The sequence below is a fragment of the Dolichospermum lemmermannii CS-548 genome, from assembly GCF_028330815.1.
Classification (GTDB): domain Bacteria; phylum Cyanobacteriota; class Cyanobacteriia; order Cyanobacteriales; family Nostocaceae; genus Dolichospermum; species Dolichospermum lemmermannii.
In genome coordinates, this window is sequence record NZ_JAQMTJ010000321.1 from 1 (window position 1) to 24863 (window position 24863).

Here is a 24863-nt window from a genome sequence, read left to right on the forward strand (position 1 = left end):
AAAATTTACTTAAATCTAGGCTGGTTTCCTATTAATTCTCAATAATTAATGTTTATTGAGAATATAGGCTCTTTCCAGAAAAGCCTCTAACCCTTTTGAATACTCATTTTTAGCTGGTTTTCTTACATCGAACTCAGGTTGAAAGAATTAAAGGAGCGTTTTTTAAACTTTTAATGCCCATAAATTCTTCCATGAAAACGCATAACCAACAAATACGGTTGATACCTGTAAAAATCTCTTGTTTAATTCTCATAATATCTCTCTTTTAATTTTTGGATAATTTCTGAAACTGACATAATTTCCAGAGTTGATTGAGGATTTTCTGATTCTAATTGTTCTCTGAGAATATCAAGATAATAAGGATTATCTATAATTAAGTGATCGCTAATAGCAATAATTCGATGACGATAATGAATTAAACCACCAATACTATGATTAAGTTTAGCTGCTAAAGCAACAGGACTACTATAAGATTTTGCATCTATCCCAATTAAACGATCATTAATAGCAATATCACATAAATCAGAATTAGGATAAAGCTCTACTTCTAATCCTTCTTGTTTTGCTATATCATAAATAGCTAATTCATCAATTGCTGGAGCAGTCCAATATGTCAAAATTTGCGGTCTTGCAACTAATAAACGATCTTGGTTTGGGTCTAATTTTTCTCTTATCTTGGGTTCTAAATTACCTTGACATTGCCAAATTGGACATTGACCATCAGGGTATTTATTTTTGTGAGGATGAGGACGCATTAACGTACCACAATAATCACAACGATGAGCTAAATTTTTAATTAGCCAAATATCAGGAATTGACGTAAAAAAATCTAAAATTACTCTCTGCAATGGGGTAAGATTATGTGCTTCTAAATAAACAATTAATTGATGTTCTCCTATTAATGAAAACCGTCCTAATAATTCTCGAATTGCTGTATAAGCTAGATGTTGACGACGCGTACCTAATTTTTCTGTAGCTTGACATAATTGTTCATAAAGACGATGTTCAATGAGATTATTTTCTCCAAAACCACCATAATGACGGGCAATTTCACCACAGTCAGCCGTAGGAACACACATTTGAGAATCAATGAGAATAACATCTCGATGAGAAAATTCAGGTTGTTGAAAAATCGCTAAATTCCATTGTTCATGTTTAAGAGGAAACCGAGCTAAATCTAAGACTTGATGCACAGAAGCAGCTTGATCTGTTTGTCCATTTTCAATATATAAACGTCCGAGTTTACACATTGCTTGATGTAATTCATAAGGAAGACTATCATTCTGTTTAACAATCTTTTCACCTGATAAAAGTTGGGTATAAAGACGAATAATTCCCTGTGCTAATAAGGTTACGGCATTTTCCGCCATGTCTAGCTGTTGACGATGATTTTTAACTAAACTTTCAGGTAGCCAACTTATTTTTTGATCTTCGGATTCTGCTAAAATTTGCCGTTCTAAATTTATATCAGATAAGGAAGGTAATACTTGTGAAATCGCTGCTAATGTCCAACCTTTTTTTAGTAATAGTACAGTCGCTAAACCTTCTAAGATTTGTCGAAAACCAAACCTTTGTTTTTGAGGTTGGGAAAAGATATTTTTACTTCTCCATAACCTTACAGTTCTCACTGCTGGAACTTCTACAGATAGCTTCAGTTCCTTAATTTGATGGTTAAGTTCTTCTGTTAGTGATTCTGCTGTACCTTGCCACTGACGAACTGTGTCTAGCATTTATCATTAGTTTACAGTTTATACTGTTTACACTAAATGATGTAAATACAAATATCAAGCTAAATACTTGTAAAATTTTGTATCTTATCCAACTTCTCTGGAAATGCAACACCAATTCGATGTCCCAAATTCCCTTTACCTAATATTATGGTTAAAAGTATTGTTTTATACATTTCTTAAAAAATAATTAAACATCAAACGCGACTAATATAGATTTATCTGGAATATTAGGTTTTTTGGGTTGAGATAATTAGTATGTATGGACATAACTCATTAATTATTGTTTTCACCTTTTCCTCAAAGCCGCAATAATTTCCCCATTCGCTTCTGGAAAAGTAAAATTATCCAATTCATCCAAACTTACCCAGCGAATTTCATCACATTCTATGGCTTGAGGAACACCCGCTAAATGTTGAGAATGATGAACTATCAAAGTCACCCGCAAATGAGCATAAGTGTGGTCAATAGTAATCAGATGTTCTCCAACTACAATTTCTATACCCAACTCTTCCGAAATTTCTCGTTTAATACATTCTTGAATAGTTTCACCAATTTCAATTTTTCCCCCTGGAAATTCCCATAAACCACCCATTGTCCCAGTAGGAAGTCGTCTATCAATTAAAATCTGTTTTTGGTCATTCCAAATAACAGCAACACCAATAATTTTATGAGGAATAGAAGAACTACTTTCATTCATATAATTACTCAGTACCAATAAATAAAAAAACTCAGTAGACTAATTATATATCTACCGAGTTCATATTTATTTTGAGAATTTTGCTAAGAGGGTGTTTGATGTATTAATAAATTAAATAAAAAATAACCCTTGGATCATAATCAAAATTATTGTAAAAAAAATAGTTGAGAATATCAAGTCCTGAAATGAACGTTTTTAGGGGCAATTATTGAGAATATTCTCAAGATTATTGACAATATAGAGGAATGCGCTTTTTTTTGAAAATCTGATTGAAAAAACTTATAGGTTTTGGGAAAAACCATAAGTTAAAAAGTAGTTGGGTTGACAGGAGAAAACCCAACTTGCTAATTATCAAGTTACGGTAATCATCATACCTGCACTTTCATTCCCTAATCTATCCACAGCACAGACTGCATAAGTTCCTGGTATAACTGTCGCAAAGGTAGTACCAGCGGATAAAATGCGTTGAATTAGCCAATTATTGCTATTTTGCAAATACAGAGTCCAAGAACGCACAAGTTGATCATCTCCTGGTTCCCAGTTTAATTTACCATCCATAAACTTGAGGTTTTTGGGAGGTGGTGGCGTAATGGAACTTTGCCATGACATAGTGGGAATTAAGGCAGGTGTGGGATAATAGGTTTTAAATTGGTCAGCGATGCCTTGGCGATTTTCCCGAATGCCAGTCATACTAAAAAAGATATTACCTAAAGACAAATTACCTGCTAAATTCCGAGAAATCTGAATTTGCTTGGCAATTTCGCTATTTTTCCATTCCTTACCATCTAATTGTCCGAGATTATTACCTGCATAGATGTGACGCTGTTTAGTATTGATTTCGGTCCACCATTGCAGTAAAGTTTGATAGGCTTGTTTGGTTTGGTCAGTACGCCAGTAGAGTTGAGGAGCAATATAATCTATCCAGCCTTGCTGTAACCATTTTTTAGAATCTGCATAGAGGACACTGTAGGCATCTAAACCGACAATTCCCCCAGGTTCTCCAGAACGATAAATACCAAAGGGACTAATTCCAAACTTTACATGAGGTTTGGTGGCTTTAATTCCTTGAGAAAGTCGCAATACCATTTGATTGACGTTTTCGCGTCGCCAATCTTCTATATTTAGTTTACCCCCACTGGTTTGATATGCTGCGTAGGTTTTATGATCAGGAAAAGGTTGACCAGATATGGGATAGGGGTAAAAATAATCATCTAAATGAATAGCATCTAAATCATAACGACGGACAACATCAATAATGACGTTGTATGCTCTGTCCTGAACGATTTTTGCACCGGGGTCCATCCATTGTTGAGTACCCCATTGATAAACAACTTCGGGGTTTGTAACTGCAATGTGGGGACGAACGGTAGAAACTCGACTATTTGCTCTAGCACGATAAGGATTAAACCAAGCGTGTAATTCAATATTGCGTTGATGACATTCGGCGATCGCAAACTCCAAAGGATCATAAAATGGTGATGGGGCTTTTCCCTGAGTTCCCGTTATCCAAGCACTCCAAGGTTCTAATTCCGAAGCATATAAAGCATCACCTTCTGGTCTTACCTGCAAAACTAAAGCATTGAAATTCAAAGCTTGTAACTGTTTAATAATCGCTAATAATTCCGCTTTTTGCTGTTCCACAGCCAGTCCCGGTCGAGAAGGCCAATCACTATTCCATACAGACGCAACCCAAGCCCCCCGAAATTCCCGCCGATGATTTAGCTTAACAGTATGAGCAGTGGTAGGTTTAGGGATGGTTGGAGGAACAACAATATAATCAGTCGGGATTTTTTCCGCTTTTCCTAAATATACTAAAGCCTGATAAACCATTACTGCGATTTCTGCACGAGTAGCGGCTTTTTTGTAATTAAGTATTTTTCTGTTCGGATAACTAACTACCCAACCAGCACGAGTTGCTAACGCGACTTGATTAATCCCATAGTAAGGAATTAAAGATCCATCTTGATAAATTTCTGCTAGTTTACTTACTAAATCTAGGTCAACTTGACCAGCAAGTTCTAAGCCATTGACCATTGCTACTAAAGCATCACCTCTAGCAATACCTTCATCTATCCCAAACCGCCGATTTGGATAACCCGTTAAAAATCCAGTTTCATAGACCTTTTTAATCGCGTTTATCGCCCAATGCGTCTGGGGAACATCTACAAAAGGTACATATTCCCGTTTGACAGGCAGGGAAAAAATTGCGGCGATAATAGCTGCAAATTCAGCACGAGTCACAGGGTTATTAGGGCGATAAGTTCCATCAGAATACCCGCTGAGAATTCGCCGTGCTGCTAAAGCTTCAATAAACCCTTGGGACCAATGACCTTGAATATCCGAGAATCTTATAGAACTAGATACCATATTGAATGAGATAGTTGCATCCTTTGTTAATTTAGCAATATTTAAGTCATAGCTGCTAAGGGACTTCCGGGAAATAAATTATCCCAATAAATAAATGAACAAACGAACCACAGAGGCACAGAGAACACAGAGAGAGAAGAAATAGAGAGGGTTTTTGCGTTAGTTTTGGGACATTTTTTTATTTGGAAGTCCCTAATGACAGTAAAGAAAAATTCCTCAAACTCCTCCTCTCTGAGCCTCTGAGACTCTGCGTGTTAGCGAAGCGGGGCGAAGCCTAAAAAAATTATCCCTTCCTCCCAACAGCAACACAATAAAGAGCAGCATGACGTTCTCCATCAATACCCAACATAGCGTTTAAACTCATATCATCAAATCCACCAATACAAAGACTATCCAGTCCCAATTGCCCAGCCATTAAGCAGATATTTTCGGCTTGATGACCAGCTTCTAAAAGAGCAAAGCGGTAGCCCCGCGCCCCATATTTGCCCATTGAGCGCATAAAAACCGATGTGAATACAAACAGAGCATTGGCATTGAGAATGTAATCCTGCTGCAATAATGGTTCTACAAAATCTGTTGGGACGGCATCATTCACCCAATGTAACCCGTGTCCGCGAGGTTCATAGTGATATAGTCCGCTAACCAAACCTGCTACCGCTTGTGTGGATACGAACACCTCCAGAGGATAAAGTCCCCCCGCAGAAGGAGAGTTACGAGCCTCATAGCATTGACCATCCACTTCCCGCAGTCCGTTGAGTCCACATCCTGAGTCGAGCAGTTGAGCTAAGGAGACAAGTGGCATTACCTGACGCTCAAATGATCGCACAGAAGTACGTCGCGCTAAAAGCTCAGACAGCGGGTTATCACGTGGTGCTTTTGGCAATTCCAGAAAAGGAGCTTCTGGCAGATATCGCAGTTCAGTCGCCGGAACCCGCTTAACATAACTTTTAGGGACTGGAGAGTTTAAATGATAGAGAAGAGCTAACTCCAGAGGTTCATTGGCTGTGTGCATTGTGCTAATTTCCTCGTTTTAACAAACTATCACCTATCAGCATTCAACTATACTCAACACGGCTTGATTATTTGATTTAAGCGGGTAGGGGTTTAGCATTGCTAAACCCCTACAAATCTAGTAGTCTGTCAATCCAAAAATGACGGACTGTAGTGTGAGCGTCTCGCTTGCACGGGCAATAGTCCTGTAGTGGGAGCGTCTTGTTTACGCGGGCAATAGTCCTGTAGTGGGAGCGTCTTGCTTACGCGGGCAAGATGCCCGCACTACCAAAAACCCGTCAAAATAAATTTGACAGACTACTAGGTTTTTCGTGATTTTACAAAAGTCCATGTCCCAACCGTTTTGAGTATAGTAAGCTAATTCTGGGTTTAATCAACAACCCGCTGACGGCTGTTTTAAGCCATAGGATGTGGGCAGGGATTTAAGTCATTTTCGGTCCGTCCGCCACCATAACCCAACCTTTCTGGGACCTCGAATAACCGCCGAGTCCCCAGTGGTTCTTGTCCATAACCAAAATATATAGGGACTATTTCACTGGCTAAAGTCCGCACCACTCGAAAACCAAGAGAGGCGATATCAGGGGCAGTAATTTCCACTACATAAGGTTCAACACCTACTGAATTTAACTTGGCAACTACTGATTGCAAATTCTCTGCTTCAGACTCAGATTCGTAAGTTGGTAAATATTCAACTTGGCAAGATTGGTCATGGTGAAATAGAAAATCCAACTCACCTAGCCGAGCCGTTGTGTAGAAAAAAGCGTTGTGATCATCTAAATTCTGAATATCACTATATTGATGGAGATTAGCCCCAGCGCCAGTTTTCATCCGTTCTATGTCACCAAAGCGAGCTTGACAAACTTCAAAAACTGCCTTGTGGAAAGCCGTTGGTGCATCAAGATGACATCCCATACCAGTGGACACAGCGGGACCTTTGCCCGAACGGTCAATTAACATGGCCATGAAAACCGGGACTTGAATATCAGTAGTTAACTCGAAGACGACTAACTCAATGCCAAAGCGGGCGTAGTGGCGAGCAATTTCCGTCTCAATTCCTGGTAGGTGGTCAAAATAGATGCGTGGGGCAGGGAGGCGATTTAACCAGGTAATAATGAAAGCATCACGCTCAATTAATTCACACAAACCCCGGTAGGCAGCAAACTCCCAAGATGGTCCACTAGCCATACCGTTAGAACTAATAGGTAAAATATGATCTCCTGGTTGGTCGCCACCCCAGTCTAAATAAACCAAGAAGGCTGGAACTAAAACCTGTTGCTTACTGGTTAAGGAAAGGGCATTCATCCACGAAGTCTGCGTTGTGGGATTAAAGGCCGGGAAAGGGAAAGTTGGGTGAGAGTATTGTTGGTCAGAAAAAGGAGAAAAAACGGTCGAAGGGACGGCACGATTACCTAATTCTTCGTAGCTACTAACAATTATTTGCCGATAATCAACAATACCACCGCAGTATCTTTCTATAGCTTCGCCCACAGCCCCAAAAATGGCTTGTTCATCCGTCATGCCCCTACCGACACCGTAGCGTAAATCATCAGACTGTTTACGAAGCTGAAAATTGGCTAATTCGGCTTGCCACAAAACGGGAAAATCGAACTCTGTATAAGGCTTGGTGAATCTATCTAAGGAGCGGATAACGCCAGTATGGGGGCTGACTAGATCTTGCCAACGGGGACTTGCAATCGCTGTATTCACTGTGTTCTCTCCTATCTTTTTCCGTTCCCTATCTTGGCTGAACAATGGGGACAACCTGGTTTTTTGAGGACAACGTTATGAGTAAGTTTTGTGCCAAGTAAGTCTATATGTAGTAGTTTTCCGTCAGTAGCGATCGCCAAACCGAGCATCATTTTCACAGCCTCAAGAGCTAAATAGCTACCCACCAACATCTGACCTATCGGTAAATTTTCCCGTAGCCGTGGTTGAGAACGTCGTTCTCGGTTGAGCAACTGTTCAACCGCCAATTCCGCCTCTGGAAACTTGGAACAAGCCATAGACCGCATCCGATAGCATAGATAACAGGGTTTGTCCTGGGAAAAAACCAACGGACCGACAGTTCCCTCCACCCCAGCCGCTCCACCCGGTAGCAATGGGCGCTGCATCTTCAAGCATAGTCTGTTCAGACGATAGGCTAGATTCACAGATACGGCATCAGTAGCGACAATTACCAGGTCAACGTCCTCCAGCAAAGAAGTGATGGTTGCGTCGTCATTTAAACCATCTGTGACAATCTCAGCCTCGGTGATTCCGCCAATGGACTCAATCTGTCGCGCTGCTTCCACACTCCGAAAAGTGCCAATTTTATTCAATCCCGAACCTGACATCATCAGGGAATCCGCCGGCAGGATACAGGCATCATCACACAAACGGACAAAACCAATCCCAGCAGTAGCTAGGTTAATTGCTGCTATCAGTCCCGAACCTCCCAGTCCAAAAACAGCAATTCTCCCATTGGCTAAGTTTTTTCGAGCATCTTTTTGGTCAAAGCCTAATTCATGATAAAGGCTGATTTGAGGAAGTAAATAAGCACGACTATCTAAATCATTTGTACTTTCTAGAGACTCTTCTACTAGGCGATTGTCCATCAAAAACTCTAAACATTGATTTAGGGAAGAATCTGTCAATTGTTCGCCAATTGCATTGCGGATTTCTCCTATGGTTCGAGAGCCGTCTAGTAAAGGTAAAACAATGTTTTCCACATTATGCAGAGCTTGACCCTGGACTCTCAGGGTTCGTCGTGTTGTATTAAATATCATACTTTCTTCGCCACTACAATCTGCCGGCATCACGTTAATAACAACGTGTTCTAGTAGTCGGAGCCGCTGACCATCATTTAATTTCATAGACTTTATTGCAAAAATTTAATCCTGCTATAAATAGCAATCAAGAAAATTAAAAACCCTGTTTTTGTCAACAGAAAATATTGAGTAACAACAGGGTTTCTGTTGATTTTTCTAGCTAAATTTAATGATTTCAAACCTAAGAAACTCGGTTTCTCAAATTACTAAGTCACTTTTCTATCTCTAGGGTTAATTAGTATCCAAATCCAACCTCATCAATGTCTTCCAACACACCTGATACTGTTACATTACATCCACCACAAGGTCTACCACAACCACCACAAGGTCTACCACAACCACCACAAGGTCTACCACAGCCACCGCAAGGTCTACCACAGCCACCGCAAGGTCTACCACAGCCGCCGCAGCCACCACAGCCACCGCAATTAGCAAACCATCTTTGGGTCGTTTCAGAGTCGAATTCTCCCGACATTGCTAATTTTTCTAAAGCTGCTATTTCCTCCTCAGACAACAGAAGTCTTTCTAGTTTGTCTGCTTGATCTACCAAACGCATTTCTACATATATTGGTTGGTCGAGTGTTTTTTCTGCAAGCATTGTCACCTACTCCTTTCAACTTAAATTTAATAACCTGTTTGCAAATCTCTATTCGAGTTGATAAAAAGCTGGAATGATATTTTTCAATCAACCAGTTTTCACAAATTCTTCAAAATTACACTAGTCCACAACGGCGTAAGTCAACTAACCATTAAAGATTCATGAAAAGCTTATACAATCTGCTTTTTTAATTTTTAATTGTTAATTTTTAATTCCGCCCTGCGGTATTAGTCCACAAAAGAGCAAAACCACTTTCTGATTAGTGTGGGGAACTATCAGATGGGATTTATATTCTGTGAAACCTTGTCTTTTATGAAAATTGCTCTTTTCAGAGTCGCCAATTATGTCTTTGTTTGCTTATCCGATTCTTACAAGAATATCTTTTTCTAGATAATTTTCTTCTTTCTTAAGTAGTATTATTTTATCTCTTGATAGAGGAGGAATCAATTTATGAAATTGTGCTAATAGTGAATGAAAATTCTTGTAACAGAGAATAATTTTATAGTTAAAGCGAATTTAAAATAATGCTTATGACCGATTTAAAAGCGTAGCTCTATTTCTTTATAATTACTCCTTTAGTAAGGTTATCAGACTTGATTACTTTTCAGGATTTATCTAAAAATAGCAAATCAAATATCTGATCATCCTTTAATGATCGAGGTTATATTGGTTCTAGGCTGTTTTGATATCCGTGAAAATTCTGAACAACAGACATTTGAAAATTTTTGAAATATTCATCCCTAAGAAGTGGAGAACAAAATTTTTCAAAAGTAGAATATTAAAGTAATAGATAGCAGAATCCGAAAAAATTCCTGATCAACTTTGCAGCGACTAATTGCTGGTTAAGTTGGAAAAGGATAAAATTTGATTCTTGAAAAATAAACTCTCTCAAGTGATAAATCTAGTTATTACTCAGAAAATATCAAACTTTTGGAAATCAGAGAATTATCTAACCCTTTATAAGAATTCAGGTTTAATTAATGAGCGATTTAAGAGTTTGGGCTGGAGACTACACTAGAATTTTATTTCGTTCTTTACCCTTATTATGGACAGCAGCACCTCAAGAAATGGTGTTTTTAATTGCTGTGACTTTATTGCAAGGGTTTCTTCCTGGGGTTAGTGTTTGGATTACCAAACTGGTAGTAGATACTGTGGCTACAGCCTTAACAACTGGTCAAGCATTAGATGATTCAATTTTGTGGTATTTGGTAGCAGCATGGGTGGGAGCTTTGCTATTAGAAAACCTTCTCTATCCTTGGATATTGGCACTTCAAGGAAATCTCAATGATAAATTAGCGGCTCATATTAGTTTATTATTAATGCGAAAAGCTGATAGTTTTGCTGACTTGAGCCGTTTTGAAGATGCTGAATTTTATGATGAGTTACAAATTCTGCAACAACAAGTTAGCTATAAACCCTTAAATTTAGTTGAGAACTTGGTGGAATTAAGTCGCTCATTGATTACTTTAATCGTAGTAATTGGGCTATTAATTCCCCTGGCTTTTTGGATACCATTGGTAATTGCGATCGCTACTATACCCCAAATAGTAGTTTCTTCCCAATATGGTAGAGAGATTTGGATCACTTTATTTGAAAACAGTCCTCAAGCCCGAAAAATGCAGTATTACACCTCTTTAATGCTGACTGACACCTATGCCAAAGAAGTTAGATTATTTCAGCTAGGTGCATTTTTTATGCAGCTTTACGGACAAGCATTTCAATCTTTACATCAATCCATGGGTCATTTGCGAGGTAAACAAGCATTTTGGTCATCTAGTTTAGCTATTTTGAGTACATTAGGAAACGGATTTTCTTTCTATTGGGTAGTCAAGCAAGCTTTTAGAGGACTGTTAAGCCCAGGAAGTGTACTTCTGTTCGTACAATCATTAACTTACTTCCAGAATAGTTTAGAAAGATTTGTCAGTCATTGGTTGGATTTGTTCGAGAATATTATTTATATGCAGCAGTTTTTCAACTTTCTTGATAGTCCTACCCCCATGGTATTGAACATACCTGGAGAAAAAATCCCCACTCCGATTCGTGCAGGTATTACTTTTGAGCAAGTTGATTTTCACTATCCAGATGGTAGATTAGCACTCAAGGACATTTCTTTTACCCTTTACCCAGGACAAACAGTCGCCATAGTTGGCGAAAATGGCGCAGGTAAAACCACTCTAGTCAAACTATTAACGAGGCTTTACGACCCCACCACAGGACGGATTATTGTTGATGGGATAGACCTGAGAGATTTAAATTTAGAACAGTGGCGGCGGCAAATTGCGGGGGTTTTTCAAGACTTTGGCCATTACGCACTCACCTTGGGAGAAAATATTGCATTAGGAAATTTAGCAGCGTTAGAACATCGAGAGATTCTTAGATATGCAGTAGAAAAAGCCGATATCGTCAAACTAGTTGATGATTTTCCCAGTGGGGAAGATACACAATTGGGTAAACAGTTTGGCGGTACAGAACTTTCTGGAGGACAGTGGCAAAAATTAGCTCTAGCTCGTGCTTTTGTTCGCAAAGAAGCCCAATTACTACTTTTAGATGAACCTACCGCAGCCCTTGACCCCCGCAGCGAGTGTGATTTTTACCTGCGGTTTGTGGAACTAGCGGAAGGCAAAACTACCATTCTGATTACCCACAGATTAGCCTCGGTGCGAATGGCTGACCGGATTTTAGTCCTCAAAGATGGTCATTTAATTGAGGATGGTACTCATCAAGAACTTTTACAACTGGGAGGAGAATATACATCCCTATGGAATATGCAAGTGGAACAATATGGGGTGTAATACCAATGTTATCTGAGGCTGCACAGAATTATGTTTCGCGCAAAGACGCAAAGGAGCAAAGACGCAAAGTTTTAGATTCCTCAGTATGCAAGGTACACATCAGCTATGAAGATCAAAAATCCGATTCCTTGGCTAATTGGGCTGACTGCATTTGGTTTATCTGGAATGGGTATTGCTTACTTCAGCCATTGGTATCAACCAAGCAAAAATGATATTACAGATTTGACAGTCCCTGTCACTACCAGCAACTTAAACATTAAAATCAAAACCAATGGAGTTGTCCAACCAGTTCGCAAAATTAATATTAGCCCAAGAGAAGCCGGTCGAATTGCCAAACTCTATGTAGATGAAGGTAGTTCTGTCCAAAAAGGACAATTAATCGCAGAAATGGAGCGTCAAGCCTTTCAAGCCCAGGTGAATCAGTATCGAGCGCTGTTATGGAAGGCAAAAGCCGAATTACAAGAAAAGCGTAAGGGTTACAGACCGGAAGAAATTGCGATCGCTCAAGCTGATGTGCGTAAGTACACGGCGCAAGTGAGGGAAGCTCAATCTCGCTTGGCATTAGCCTCTCAACGAGTCAAGCGCAGGCAATATCCTACATCTCAAGGAGCAGTATCCCATGATGATTTAGATGCCGTCTTGAACGAGGAAAAAAGCGCTAGGGATAACTTACAACAAGCTAAATTTAGTCTGATATCTGCTCAACAACAACTGAAAAAACTCCTTTCCGGTTATCAAACTGAGGAAATTACCAAAGCTGGTGCTGAAGTAGCTCAAGCAACTGCCCAATTACAATTTTACGAAAATCAATTAGAAAATACTTTCATTCGCGCCCCTTTTGCTGGCTTAATTACCCGACGTTTTGCCCAAGCAGGTGACTTCGTAACTCCAAATACTTCTGTTTCTACCAATGAAGGGGGAACTAGTGCCTCCATTGCTGAATTATCCAGTGGTTTGGAAATAGAAGCTAAAGTTCCCGAAGTGAATATGGCGCAAATTCAGAAAAATCAACCTGTAGAAATTCGCCTTGATGCTTTTCCTGATCAAGTTTTTCAAGGGAAAGTCCGTTTGATTGCTCCTAGAGGAGTTAAGGAAGAAAATGTCACTTTTATGCGAGTCAAGATTGCTTTGGCAACGGGTCAAGATAAACTCAAGGTAGGGCTAAATGTGAAGTTAACTTTTTTAGTGAATGATATTCGCAATGCCTTGGTTATTCCTTCGGCTGCGGTGGTTTCTGGAAAGGGAGGGCAGGTGGGTGTACTGTTACCAGACAAAGATAATCAAGCAAAATTTCATCCTGTACAGGTAGGAATTACTTCTGGTGATAAAACGCAAATTTTAGGCGGACTTTCGGAAGGTGAACGAGTTTTTATTCAACCACCAGCTAATCAATTAATTGATGGTATTGATCGTATTACAGGATCTTAGGGACTTCTAATAAAAAATATTTAAATAAACGAACCACAGAGGCACAGAGGACACGGAGGAATGAGAGTTTAAGAGATTTTTTGTGTTAGGTGGTTGGGTGTTTTTTATTTGAAGGTCTGTTGGTGTGAATTTCTCTTTTTATCGTTTTAAATTATGAATTTGCTGGAAAGTGTGAATATGGCTTTTGCAACTCTCGCTGCTAATAAACTCCGTAGCGGATTAACTATGTTGGGAATAATTATTGGCAATGCTTCAGTTATTAGTATGATTGGGATTGGACAGGGCGCACAGAATCTTGTGTTGGGTAAACTTGAGGCGTTTGGAGCAAATCAACTGACGGTATATAGCACTTTTGAAGATGATGAAGGCATGAAATTTCCTGATGCTCAATTGGTGTTATCAGATGCAGAAGCAATTAAAGCTCAAGTTCCTAGTGTGAGCAAAGTTGCGCCTATAGATGAGCAAAAAATGTCAATTAGTTTTAATAACAAGTTAACATCAACAACTGTTAAAGGCACTACCTTTGATTTGCTTGCTGTGCAGAATCTTACTCTTGTCACTGGCAGAATGTTTAACCAAATACAACAGCAAGAACAGGCTCAAGTTACTGTTTTGGGTGCAGAAACTAGTCGGAAACTTTTCGGCGATGAAAATCCTGTAGGGCAAGAAGTTCTTATTAATAATATATCGTTTCAAGTGATTGGTTTATTGCAATCAAAGGGTGCATTTGGTGGGGAGAATTCTGATCAAACTGCTATTGTTCCCCTCACAACATTTGCTAATAGGTTAGTGGGACGCAGATCAATATCTGATATTCCTCTCAGTTATATTTTAGTGACTGCCAAAAATAGAGATAGTATTCGCGCCGCAGGTTTTCAAATTACTAATATTCTGGCTCGACTACATGGGAAAAAAGATGTGGCTGTTTTTGCTAATAAGAAGTTTCAAGAATTGGTAGTTCAGGTAACTGGTGTTTTGTCATTATTATTAGCTTTAATTGCGGCTATTTCTTTGTTAGTGGGGGGAATTGGTATTATGAATATTATGTTAGTTTCTGTGACTGAACGTACTCAAGAAATTGGGTTGCGTAAGGCAGTTGGGGCAACTCAGAATGATATTTTAGCGCAATTTTTAATTGAGGCAATTATTCTCTCTCTCTCTGGCTGTCTGCTAGGCATAATTGTAGGAGTTGGGGGAACTATGCCGTTAGCCTTCTTCACGCCTTTGACTCCTCAATTTCCTCTATATGCGATTGTTGTCGCCGTGGGAATATCCGGGAGTATAGGCTTGATTTTTGGTGTATTTCCGGCCCGACAAGCAGCAATGTTAGACCCAATTGTTGCCCTAAGAAGTGGGTGATTATTGAGATTTTTTACGTCACTCCTTCCAATTCCTCATCAGTCAAATCATATAACTTTCGCAACTTATCCAACTTATCTCCATCAGCTTGCCATAAACCGCGTCCCGATGCTTCCAACATTCTCCCCACAATATTTCTAAAAGCTTCAGGATTGGCTTTGCGTAATTTTTCCGCCATTTCTGGATCTAAAGCATAAGTTTCTGCGGCTTGATCATAAACCCAATCATCTTGAAAATCAGCAGTACCACCCCAACCAATTAAAGCCGTCATGCGTTGGGAAATTTCAAAAGCACCACCAGAACCTTGATTAGCCATTGCGTCAGCCCATTTGGGATTTAATAACTTAGTTCGGTATTCCATTCGCAATAAATCATCTAAATTGCGGGGTGTGGTGTCTTTAGAAAAACTTTCGACAAAACTGGCTTGTACTTTTTTTCCACTTTGCTTTTCGGCAGCTTTTTTCAAACCTCCCGTATTGGCATAATATTCCTGAATATCAGTTAAACCATATTCTACCGAATCTATTTCTTGAATAATGCGATCGCTAGTTTTTAATAATGTCTGCAATACTTCTGGTCTGGCTTGTCCTTTATCATTTCTACCATAACTAAAGACATTGCGACTTTCCCAAGTATCCCCCAACTCTTCTCCAGATTCCCAATTACCATCAACAACTCTATCATTAACCAAAGAACCAAAATCACCAGAGGGATTAGAAAACAATCTTGCGGAAGAATTTTCCACACCTTGGGCTTTTAAAATCAAAGCGTGTTTTCTAATAAAATTCATTTCCTCCGGTTCATCAATTTCCGCAGCCCGTTGAAATAAATCATCCAATAATTCAATGATATTCACAAAACTATCCCGGAAAATACCCGATAGATTTGCTAACACATCAATACGGGGATGTCCCACCTCAGCAAGAGGTTTTAAATCATATCTAACAATGCGTCCAGTTCCCTCCTTCACAGGTTCAGCACCCACCAATTCCAAGAGAATTCCCAAAGATTCACCCTTAGTCTTAATAGCATCCAAACCCCATAATAAAACTGCTACAGTTTCGGGATATTTCTTATTTTCATCTAAAGACTGAGAAATAATTTTCTTAGCAATTTCCTTACCCCGTTCAAAAGCAGCAGGAGAAGGCATTCTATAAGGATCTAAAGCATGAATATTCCTACCCGTAGGTAACACTCCAGCACCATCCCTTAACAAATCCCCACCAGGTGCAGGAGGAATAAACTCACCATTTAAACCCCTTAAAAGATTAGTTAACTCATCAGTAGATTGATTTAATAACCTTGTAATTTCCTCCTCCTCTCTGTGTTCTCTGTGCCTCTGTGGTTCGTTTCCAAAATAAGCATCCAAATAACCAGTTAACTCCTCCTGATTTGGTGCTTCACCTAAAGTATGTAAACCAGAGGAAAAAAGACGATTTTCGAGAACTTGGAGATACTCATACAACTTCACCAAATAATGATCAAAAGCGTGATTACTAAACATCCTCACATTTTCCGGCGTAAAGGGAATACCCAACCTTTTCGCATCATCAAAAGGACAATCCACCTCCAAACCAGTATCAACTATCTTTTTACAAATGCCTTCTTTTAACAGATAATTCTTTTCTGGATCTTCTCGATATTCTGCAATTAAATCGCGGATATTTACCAATTCCTTATACAAACCAGCGCGTCCATAGGGAGGGACATTGTGAGAAATTAACACGCCATAACCGCGACGTTTGGCTAAAATTGATTCTGAAGGATTATTTGCGGCATAAATGTAGAGATTGGGCAGATTTCCTAAGAGAATATCAGACCAAGAATAGCCAGTATTTCCTAATGGTGAACCGGGCAACCATTCAACAGTTCCGTGCATTCCAAAATGAACAACTGCATCAGCTTGAAAATCGTTTTGTAACCATTTATAATAAGCTGCATATTGAGGATGGGGGGTTAGATCTCTTTCAAACATTAACCGCATGGGATCTCCTTGAATTCCCAAAGGTGGCTGGACACCTATCCACACATTTCCTAATTGTACACCACCAATATTAAACTCGTCTCCATAGGTTTTAATGCCGCTACCAGTGAGATATTTCCATTGTTTTTCAATGCGAGATGTAAAAAGATAGCCTAACCATTTTTCTAATGTTCTAGCATTAACAGTTGTGATGTCTTTTATGTTATTTTCTACCAGGGGATTAATTTCATCTGCTGCTTTAATTTGGCGAATTAATTCTTCACCATCTTCGGGAATTTCACCAACTGTATAACCCTGTGCTTTCAGTGCATGAAGTAATTTAATTAAACTGCGAGGAACGTTTAATAATGCAGCAGTTCCTACAGCACCATAACCAGGGGGAAAACCATATAAAATAATGGCAATTTTCCGTTGACAAATAGGTTTTTGGCGGAGGGAAATCCAGCTTTTAACTCTATTAGTTAATCGCTGTATTCGTTCAGGAACTAAATAAATTTGTTCCCCAACTAAACCACCGAGAGGAATTGTATCAATTGCGCCATCTAATTCTGGTAAGGCATATAAGACAACACTTTGCAGACCGCCTACGCCTTGCCTTGTCCAAGAATGAATATCTTGAATTAATAAGGGTGCAGCGACGATATACGGGACATTTTTAGCTGTGAGAATGCGTTTAGCTACTTCCACCTGTCTTCCGGCCTCCATTGAACCAGCCGGACCACCAACCAGGGGAAAACCAATGGTAGAAACTATGGCATCAATTTTTACCGATTCTGCGGAAAGGGAAAGGGTTGCAATTTTACCTCTTTGACGTTCTTGGGTTTCGTAGTCGCTGGTCATCCAATCTCTGACGGCTACGTGTCCCTCTACACCGTTGATAAAGATGGGTAAGGGAGTCAAACCCGCTTTTTCAAAATAGCGGATTAGTTGGGGAATATAGGGCAATTTGGTGATGACGTGCTTTCGGTAAAGTAAAATACCGATAATTGGGGACTGGGTAATTTTATTCCTTTCTTTCTCCTGACTCCTGACTCCTGACTCCTGACTCCTTCTTTGATACCATTCTAAGTATGCTTTGGGTGATGTAAAAAATCCTTGATAATCAGGATGTAATAACCCCATATCGGGGGTTTCCATGGGTGGGGGTATATCTCCAACTTTTAAATCTAAGTATTTTTCCGCAATTGTCCAAAATAGGGAAGCGACGTTTTCTGAACCGCCGGCGTTCCAGTAACCATAGATAATTAACCAGTTACGAAGGTCTTGGACTTTTTGGACGGGGATGAATTTTAATAACTTTGGTCCGATTTTCAGGAAACTGATATAACCGGCAAGTTTGTCTTCTTCTTTACCGTTGCTGAATTTGTCCAGGATGAATTTAATGGGTTTGGGCATTCCTGCGGGTTTGTCACCAATCGCAAATGCTCCTATTTTGGTTAAACTCATTAATTCCAGTGCTGACTCGAAAATGAGCCGGATAGGGATGTTAGCGACATGCTCCCGCAACCATACAACTTGGTCATAATCAAAGAGTAAGCTACCAAAGAATACATCTGCGTTTTTAAGTGCCGCTGCTACTTCCGTGCTATTGGTGGTAATATTGCGATCGCTAAATACTCGAATATCCAACTCTGGACACCGGGAATTAGCCAAATCAGCCGCTTTTCGGTACAAGTCCGCGTTAAACGATTCAAACCCAGCAATCAAGACAATGCGTTTCATGCGCTTTTGCTACGAAATATTTCTTTACATTGATCTTAAACATTTTTGGAGATTAATGGGGGAATCTCTACCTAGAGATTAAAATAATGTCTATGCTTTTTGGAACTATATTAACCAGTAGCAGACTCTTGGCATAGTAAAAAAGTCAATTAAAAAAAGTCAATTAAGGAGATACAAATGAAATTCGGTATTGATATTGGTCACAATTGCCCTCCCGATAGTGGTGCAGAGGGAATTAAATCCGAAAATAAGTTAACAATGGAAGTGGGTAATAAGGTTATAGCTAAATTAGAAAATTTAGGACATACAGTAATTGCCTGTAAACCGAATAGTGCTAGTACAGTAAATCAATCTTTAGGTAGCCGGTGCGAAAAAGCCAATAGTAACCGAGTAGATATTTTTGTATCTATTCATTTTAATGCTTTTAATGGACAAGCTAATGGAACAGAAGTATTTGCTATTAGCGACGCTGGCAAAAAAGTTGCCCAAAAAGTATTAGATGAAATTGTCAAATTGGGCTTTTTTAATCGTGGTGTTAAAAGTGGTTCTCACCTGTATGTTCTCAGAAGAACAAATATGCCAGGAATTCTTGTAGAATGTTGCTTCATTGATTCTGCCAAAGATATACAACTATATGATAGTGAAACAATGGCTAATGCCATAGTTGCCGGCTTAACAGGTAAAGAAGTCGCTAAAACTCCTGTAAATCCTGTTCCTGGTGTGTCTATTCCTATTGCTGTTCCTGTTCCTAATGCTTCTGTAAATACTGTTATAGATGAAGAACAGAATAAAGATAAGAGCATTCTCAGACTACAAAAAGCTTTAAATCGGCTGAAAATTACTGATAAAAATAATCAGCCCCTAGTCGAAGATAATGGCATGGGACAAGCTACATCTTCCGCAACGGAAAAATTTCAGAGAATTGTGGGACTTTTACCCACAGGAATGGCAGGTAATACCACCTGGGATGCCCTCAATCAAATATTAGCTAAACGAGTTGTGCAAGGAACTCATGCTAGTGGTGTAATTATCAGATATCTACAATATCGTGTCGGTGCTGATCCTGATGGTATCTATGGTCCACAAACACAAGCAGCAATCAAGAAACTTCAACAACAAAACGGTTTAACTGCTGATGGTATTATTGGGGCAATTACTTGGCAAAAATTGGTAGGTTAGATAAATTTTCATTTAATTTATTGATACCTAATTCCTCAAAGAATACTACTGATAAATAGGGAGTAAATCTCCCTCTTCCTATCTGCGAAAATGCAAAATTGGCATAGCAAATAAACCCCAAGCCAAACCCGTAATCAAACCAAAAGGGGTAACAATATAATTATTAAAATCCCATAAACCGAAAATCTGCGCTGCTAACTCCAACGGATAAGCCATCATTAATACACTAGCAAAAGCCACACCAGTCCAACCATATTGACTTAACCAAAAAACGCCTTTGCCATTAGTTAAACCATACAAAATTCGCGTAATTAATAATCCCGTTACCGTTCCATAACAGCGCATACAAACCGCCATAATAAAAGGTGGAGATAACTCCAAACCCATAGTAGGCTGCGGACATACATGATTACCCATAAAGTAAATAATGTCCGCAATCCCCGGAAGTAAAAACACAGCAGAAGCAGCCAAAAAAGGTGCAATAGGGGGACCAAAAACCATCCCAGCTAACAAGAAATCCGCAAAAAAACTCACCCAATTAACTTGTAACCCTCTTAACAAAACTACCCTTTCCATATTCTCTCTGTGTCCTCTGCGCCTCTGCGGTTCGTTTTCTGCAATTAGTATTATAGGGTAGAAAATACCCAAAATGATTATAAATCATCATCTGGATCTATCCCCATTGCCCGTAAACGTGCTGCTAATTGTGCAGCTTTAACTTCTGCTTTTTCAGCCCTTAATTTTTGTAATTGGGCTTCTTCCTGACCTACCAATAACAAATTACCATCTAAATCCCACCAGCGTAGCCAAAGTTGTTCAGGATTATTTAAGTAACTTCCTTGCCATAGTCCCAATTCTACAGCTAATGGCGCAATAGGATAATGTCCACGTTCGTTAGGCTGCATTTTTTGGTAAGAAAAATCAACCAAATGATAAACTTCTAATTTGCTATTATTCACTTCATAAATAGCATAGTAGGGAATGCGGATAATGCGCTCGTATACCCAGAATTTACCAGGTTTTTCACCTTCTTTTAAACCCGGTAGAGGAGTTGTATCTCTTTCTTCTTCACCATTACCACTAGCTAATTCTATAGCAATTAATGGGGGAATATATTCCCGCCATAATACATAAGAACGGCGAATTTTACCTGCTAATTGTGGTGCTACATCAGGGACATAAAACCAATCTGGTGCAACTGTACCTTTTTCTGGTGGTTCTGTTTCGCGCCAATAAATCCCACAATCTTGACCTATACAAAATTGTCCATCGGGATGTAATATTTGTAAAGTTTGAATTATTGAATCTGTGATAATTATACTTTGAGGATGTTCTTGAAAGTTTTTCACGAAAGTACCATCAGACTCTGGTAGTTGAGTATGATCAGGAAACTGCGGTGGTATAGCAATATCAGCCAGGGTTTCACTCATACTGTTTAAAAGATTGCAGTTGTTAGTTTAGTATTATATCAGAGAACAGGAAGCGCGGAATTACTGAATATTGTATTATAAAGGTTATACAGTCATCTATCACAGATTATGATCTGCTGCTTAAACCCGGATTGTTCCCAGCCTATCAACCCTGATCATAACAAGTTCTGTCAAAGTTGCAGAACCCCGTTAATACCATTATTAATCAATCGCTTTCGAGTATTGCGGGTGCTTTCTGCTGAAGGTGGTTTTGGGAGAACCTATTTAGCGGAAGATAGCCAGAAACTCAATGAAATTTGTGTAATCAAGCAACTTGCACCTAAACAGTCGGGAACTTACGCTTTAAAAAAAGCCACAGAATTATTTATTGAAGAAGCTAAACGCTTACAAGATTTAGGAGAACACCCGCAAATACCAACGCTGTTTGCTTATTTTGAAGATAATGGTTTTCTCTATTTAGTACAACAGTTTATTAAAGGGGAAAATTTATTAGATGAATTAGCACAAAAGGGAAAATACAAGGAAACCCAAATTCGGGAATTATTACTAGATTTATTACCATCTTTAAAGTTTATTCATGAGCGCCAGGTTATTCATCGGGATATTAAACCACAGAATATCATGCGCCGGAAAAATGATGGTAAATTGGTATTAATTGATTTTGGGGCTTCTAAACAATTAACTACCACAGTTCACACCCAAATAGGAACACAAATAGGTTCTTATGGGTATAGTCCATTGGAACAAATACAAGGTGGTGAAGCTTATCCAGCCAGTGATTTATTTGCTTTAGGTGCAACTTGTTTTCATTTATTAACAGGGGTTCATCCTTTTAATTTATGGACAATAAATGGTTTTAGTTGGGTGAATAATTGGCGACAACATTTACCTAATCCTGTAGATCAGGATTTAGGGAAAGTTTTAGATAAGTTGCTGAAAATTGAGATTCAAAAACGTTATCAATCTGCGGATGAAGTTATCAAAGATTTACAAATTTCTCCTACATTTGTTGTATCTTCAGGGGGAAATAAAAATCAATCTTTGGGAAATTCTCCAACTACAATAAATCGTCGCGGTTTTATCTATGGAGGATTATTTTTAGGTGGTGTAACTGTCGCATTTGTGGGACAAAATTTATTTTCTGGGAAGAAAAATCAAACCTCAATTTCAGATACACCAACACCTGAAAATATACCAACTCCTGAAAATACACCAACACCTGAAAATACATCAACTCCTAAAAATACAACTTCTACAAATAACCTGAAAACCTTTAGTTTTGAAGTTGTCCGTACCAACGCATCAGGAAACATTATTAACCGACGGAATGAAAGTGCAAAATATTTCACAGAAGACTTAGGAAATGGTGTGACATTGGAAATGGTGGAAATACCAGGGGGAACATTTATGATGGGTTCACCGAAAAGTGAAGCACAAAGAGGTTCAGATGAAAGTCCCCAACACCAAGTTACTGTTCCTAGTTTCTGTATGGGGAAATATCAATTGACACAGGCACAGTATCAAGCTATCATAGGCACTAACCCTTCTGCTTTCAAAGGTGATGATCGTCCTGTTGAAGGCGTTAGTTGGAATGATGCAGTTACTTTTTGTCAACGGTTAAGCCAAAAGGCAGGAAAAAACTACAGATTACCCAGTGAAGCTGAATGGGAGTATGCTTGTAGGGCAGGAACTACCACACCATTTTATTTTGGTGAAAGCATAACCACTGACTTGGTAAACTATAATGGTTATTATACTTATGCTTCTGCACCAAAAGGCCAGTACCGTAAACAAACCACAGATGTAGGTTCTTTTCCTCCTAACGCTTTTGGTTTGTATGATATGCACGGTAATGTATGGGAGTGGTGTTTGGATGATTATATAGACAATTATTATGTTACGCCCAAAGATGGTCGTGCTTTAACAAGACAAAGCAAACGGAAGCTGCTGCGTGGCGGTTCTTGGAAGTATCATTCGGAAAACTGTAGATCAGCAGATCGTAACAACTCAAGCATCGGTTACAACGGTATTGGTTTTCGGATTGCTTGTGCTAGTGCAATGAAGACTTAGTGCCACTTTGTACTCTTGCTCTTTTGCCCTTTTCCCTTCTTTCTCCTTCCCCTTCTTAACCCCTGCCGTTAGGCGGAAAAATAAAATTTTTTCTTTCGACAATAAAGCCGATTGTGGTGTCTTTGCTTAGGATAGCACACATTTTTTAAATTGTCAGAATCAGGATATCCAGGATTTAAGGATTTACAGGATGTTATTGATAAATTGCTGGTTTTCCTTTGCGTCTTTGCGTGAAAATGAATATTCAATATTGTCAGAATCAGGATTTCCAGGATTTGAGGATTTACAGGATGTTATTGATAAATTGCTGGTTTTCCTTTGCGTCTTTGCTGCTTTGCATCTTTGCGCGAAACTGAATATTGTCTGAATCAGGATTTTTGTCATGTCCATATTCCTATCCCTAAATTAGTTTAAATGAATTAAGTATTTATAATTTGTATTTTGAAAATTTTATGTTGAAAATCGTATATATTAACATTAATCATAAACTCTTAAACCCTAAAAACACAACTCAAACAAACATTATTACCATTAGCACCATTAACACAGACAAATTCACCTCAAAGCCTATTATCCCAGATTGCCAATAATGTTGCTAAAATTGCAGATAGGGAGACTAAACAGGATATTGCAGCTTACACAGAGATTTTAGCAGGTTTGCGATTTGAGAAAGACTTTATTCGTCAATTGTTAAGTGAGGATATTATGCAAGAATCAGTCATTTATCAGGATATTTTGCAGAAGGGAGAAAGAATTGGAGAACAAAGAGGAGAACAAAGAGGAGAACTGAAAGGAGAACTGAAATTTTGCTTATTTTTACTTAATCAACGGTTTGGAGAAATTGACTCTTTAATAGTTGAAAAAGTCAAAGGTTTACCTGTAGAACAGCTAGAAAATTTAGGGGCTGCGTTGTTTAATATTTCTGAAGTTGCTGATTTAGTAATTTGGTTAAATCAACAAGATCATCAGAACTAATAATTTGTGGTGTTGGGTTTTGCAACCCAACCTATTTTATAATTATAAATTTTTCATTAAAGCTACTAAAATTTTCATTAAAGTTTCTAAATCATTGGGGACACGATAAAGGTTTAAATCTTGAGTAATTTCTTTTGATTCCCGATGTAAAATTACAAATTGCCAAATATTACCAATAGAAACTGCACCATACAGGATAGGATTATCAATAGGAGACCAATTATCAAAGGCAATTAATTCTACGGCTAATTGGACAATTCCCCTTTCTAAATCGGCATTTTTAGCTTCAATAACTAATAATTGGTTATCAGCTTTAATATAATAATCAACAACTCCTTTTAATTGATTATTGATATTTAACCCATACTCTACTCTAACTTTAGCATGGGTATAGTGAATTAGTTCCATAATTACAGGAGCAATTAAAAATTCTCTTCTGGCGGTTTCACTGGTTAAACTAATATAGGGTAAACTTTCTTCAATACGATTTTTTAGGTCTGTTAATCTTTCTAAGTTTTGTTGAGTTGTTGGTAAAGTTAGAGATTGTGATTGAAAGTTATAGCCAAAATATCCTATAATTTCATCTGGTTCATAATTCAATTTGAAATAATCAGCAAATGTGTAGGATTGATTAGAGTCAATTATTTGTATTTTTCCCATAATTCCTACCTCAATAACAATTATATTGAAATGTTAGCGGGCAAGATGCCCGCA

Annotated in this window: 17 protein-coding genes; 6 read left to right on the top strand and 11 right to left on the bottom strand. The window is 38.6% G+C overall.

The window, feature by feature from the left end; all coding sequences use genetic code 11:
* Positions 1–242: 242 nt before the first annotated feature.
* The 7 genes from PN450_RS22950 to PN450_RS22980 all read right to left on the bottom strand — a co-directional run bounded on the left by PN450_RS22950 (position 243) and on the right by PN450_RS22980 (position 9210).
* Positions 243–1730: a restriction endonuclease-related protein gene (locus tag PN450_RS22950; RefSeq protein ID WP_271837663.1), complete on the bottom strand. Its 1488-nt coding sequence runs from the start codon at positions 1728–1730 to the stop codon at positions 243–245.
* A 286-nt stretch (positions 1731–2016) separates the two neighbouring features.
* Positions 2017–2427 (bottom strand): 8-oxo-dGTP diphosphatase MutT, encoded by a 411-nt coding sequence (gene mutT, locus PN450_RS22955; protein WP_271837664.1) that lies wholly within the window; start codon positions 2425–2427, stop codon positions 2017–2019.
* 351 nt (positions 2428–2778) lie between these two features.
* Positions 2779–4794 (bottom strand): glycoside hydrolase family 10-like protein, encoded by a 2016-nt coding sequence (locus PN450_RS22960; protein WP_271837666.1) that lies wholly within the window; start codon positions 4792–4794, stop codon positions 2779–2781.
* Positions 4795–5077: 283 nt separating this feature from the next.
* Positions 5078–5806 (bottom strand): SagB/ThcOx family dehydrogenase, encoded by a 729-nt coding sequence (locus tag PN450_RS22965; protein ID WP_213719626.1) that lies wholly within the window; start codon positions 5804–5806, stop codon positions 5078–5080.
* A gap of 395 nt (positions 5807–6201) precedes the next feature.
* Positions 6202–7512, bottom strand: coding sequence for a YcaO-like family protein (locus tag PN450_RS22970; protein ID WP_148764370.1), 1311 nt, complete (start codon positions 7510–7512; stop codon positions 6202–6204).
* Positions 7513–7523: 11 nt separating this feature from the next.
* Complete coding sequence (locus PN450_RS22975; RefSeq protein WP_271837667.1) at positions 7524–8657, bottom strand: TOMM precursor leader peptide-binding protein; 1134 nt, start codon at positions 8655–8657, stop codon at positions 7524–7526.
* Positions 8658–8847: 190 nt separating this feature from the next.
* The gene (locus PN450_RS22980; RefSeq protein WP_271837668.1) at positions 8848–9210 is read right to left on the bottom strand and encodes a hypothetical protein; all 363 of its coding nucleotides are present in this window, start codon (positions 9208–9210) and stop codon (positions 8848–8850) included.
* A 980-nt stretch (positions 9211–10190) separates the two neighbouring features.
* On the opposite strand from PN450_RS22980, the gene PN450_RS22985 reads away from it, so the two are divergent.
* The 3 genes from PN450_RS22985 (at position 10191) to PN450_RS22995 (ending at position 14789) form a co-directional block, all read left to right on the top strand.
* On the top strand, positions 10191–12002 hold the full coding sequence (locus PN450_RS22985; RefSeq protein ID WP_271837669.1) for an ABC transporter ATP-binding protein: 1812 nt from the start codon (positions 10191–10193) through the stop codon (positions 12000–12002).
* 105 nt (positions 12003–12107) lie between these two features.
* Positions 12108–13430, top strand: a complete 1323-nt coding sequence (locus tag PN450_RS22990; RefSeq protein ID WP_271837670.1) for an efflux RND transporter periplasmic adaptor subunit — start codon at positions 12108–12110, stop codon at positions 13428–13430.
* Between the two features lie 153 nt (positions 13431–13583).
* Positions 13584–14789 carry an ABC transporter permease gene (locus tag PN450_RS22995; protein ID WP_015080050.1) on the top strand — a complete coding sequence of 402 codons (1206 nt, stop codon included), beginning with the start codon at positions 13584–13586 and terminating at the stop codon, positions 14787–14789.
* A 13-nt stretch (positions 14790–14802) separates the two neighbouring features.
* Here the strand turns inward: PN450_RS22995 and bchH are convergent, their stop codons facing one another.
* Positions 14803–18495, bottom strand: a complete 3693-nt coding sequence (bchH, locus tag PN450_RS23000) for a magnesium chelatase subunit H (RefSeq protein ID WP_271837671.1) — start codon at positions 18493–18495, stop codon at positions 14803–14805.
* Positions 18496–18672: 177 nt separating this feature from the next.
* On the opposite strand from bchH, the gene PN450_RS23005 reads away from it, so the two are divergent.
* Positions 18673–19674 (top strand): N-acetylmuramoyl-L-alanine amidase, encoded by a 1002-nt coding sequence (locus tag PN450_RS23005; protein WP_271837672.1) that lies wholly within the window; start codon positions 18673–18675, stop codon positions 19672–19674.
* Positions 19675–19752: 78 nt separating this feature from the next.
* Here PN450_RS23005 and PN450_RS23010 read toward each other — a convergent pair whose 3' ends face one another.
* Together PN450_RS23010 and PN450_RS23015 are read right to left on the bottom strand one after the other, a co-directional pair.
* Positions 19753–20250, bottom strand: coding sequence for a DUF2085 domain-containing protein (locus PN450_RS23010; protein ID WP_271837673.1), 498 nt, complete (start codon positions 20248–20250; stop codon positions 19753–19755).
* Between the two features lie 77 nt (positions 20251–20327).
* Positions 20328–21104 carry a Uma2 family endonuclease gene (locus PN450_RS23015; RefSeq protein WP_271837674.1) on the bottom strand — a complete coding sequence of 259 codons (777 nt, stop codon included), beginning with the start codon at positions 21102–21104 and terminating at the stop codon, positions 20328–20330.
* A gap of 108 nt (positions 21105–21212) precedes the next feature.
* On the opposite strand from PN450_RS23015, the gene PN450_RS23020 reads away from it, so the two are divergent.
* Positions 21213–23174: a bifunctional serine/threonine-protein kinase/formylglycine-generating enzyme family protein gene (locus tag PN450_RS23020; RefSeq protein WP_271837675.1), complete on the top strand. Its 1962-nt coding sequence runs from the start codon at positions 21213–21215 to the stop codon at positions 23172–23174.
* Between the two features lie 705 nt (positions 23175–23879).
* On the top strand, positions 23880–24149 hold the full coding sequence (locus PN450_RS23025) for a DUF4351 domain-containing protein (protein WP_271837676.1): 270 nt from the start codon (positions 23880–23882) through the stop codon (positions 24147–24149).
* A 42-nt stretch (positions 24150–24191) separates the two neighbouring features.
* On the opposite strand, the gene PN450_RS23030 is transcribed toward PN450_RS23025, so the two are convergent.
* Positions 24192–24809 (bottom strand): hypothetical protein, encoded by a 618-nt coding sequence (locus PN450_RS23030; RefSeq protein WP_271837677.1) that lies wholly within the window; start codon positions 24807–24809, stop codon positions 24192–24194.
* Positions 24810–24863 lie beyond the last annotated feature (54 nt).